Genomic DNA, 906 nt, shown 5'->3' on the forward strand with positions numbered 1-906 from the left:
GTCTGCTTCTAATCGCTATCGCTCTGCTGTTATACCTGCCGATTTACAATCAAGGCAGTGCTGTCAGTGGAGGATGGTCACTCGTGCTTGCTGCAGCAGCGCTCAAGGCGGGTAATGTATGGGGAGCGTGGAGAGAGCGGCAAATGACGTGGCCGAGCATGAGACGTCTTATGCGGTTGCTGCGCTGGGCGTTGTCCGCGTTTATTTGGACGGTATGGCTCACCTGCGAACTCTGGCAAGGAGCAGCTTTCGTGGTGCTGATCGGGGTGCTTTTCCTCTTGGTACATAGGTTGCCAAGCAGGCATTTATTACCGTGGGAGAGGCTTATTGAAGAAGAGGAAAGAAAGCGCAAACGCTATTATGTTTTTTTTGGAATGTTCATAGATGTTCCTACGCTTCCGTCCAGCATCGCCAAACGCTCTTATTTAAGCTGGATTATGGGTGTCGTGCCCTATGCGAATCGTAGCACATTTGTCTATCTATATACAGCTTCCTTGCTGCGGTCGGAAATCGGCGGTATTCTCATACGCTTGCTGCTGCTTGGCTGTCTGATTATTTATTGGTTTGCGGATGCGGTCTCTCTTTCAGGTTGGGGCTCGCTAGCTATATTTATCCTCTTTGTGGGATTGATAGCGGCTCAACTAGGTGGTTTACGCCATGTTCATCGCTATTCGGTATGGAAGCATGTCTATCCACTGCCGGAAAAGCAGCGTGTTGCGCAATATTTGAAGGTGGATCGAATKGCTCTGTTGTTATGTATCCTTCCGCTATGGCTCTTCGCCGCAATACCATTAGCCTTGTCTAATGTATATCTGCCAAGTGCTGTAGCCGCTGCTGTTGTCTTGATATATGTAATCTTTCGTCCTTCACGATTGATTAAAAAGCTGCATGTGGATGCTGAAGAGG

At 48.7% G+C, this 906-nt stretch carries 1 protein-coding gene; it reads left to right on the forward strand.

Annotated elements, in window-relative coordinates; translation table 11 throughout:
• Window positions 1–906, forward strand: a 906-nt coding sequence (locus tag AC1DWN_RS34435; protein WP_477563294.1) for an ABC transporter permease, incomplete at both ends; no start/stop codon positions are given.

This window comes from Paenibacillus sp. P4_A7 (assembly GCF_056402455.1).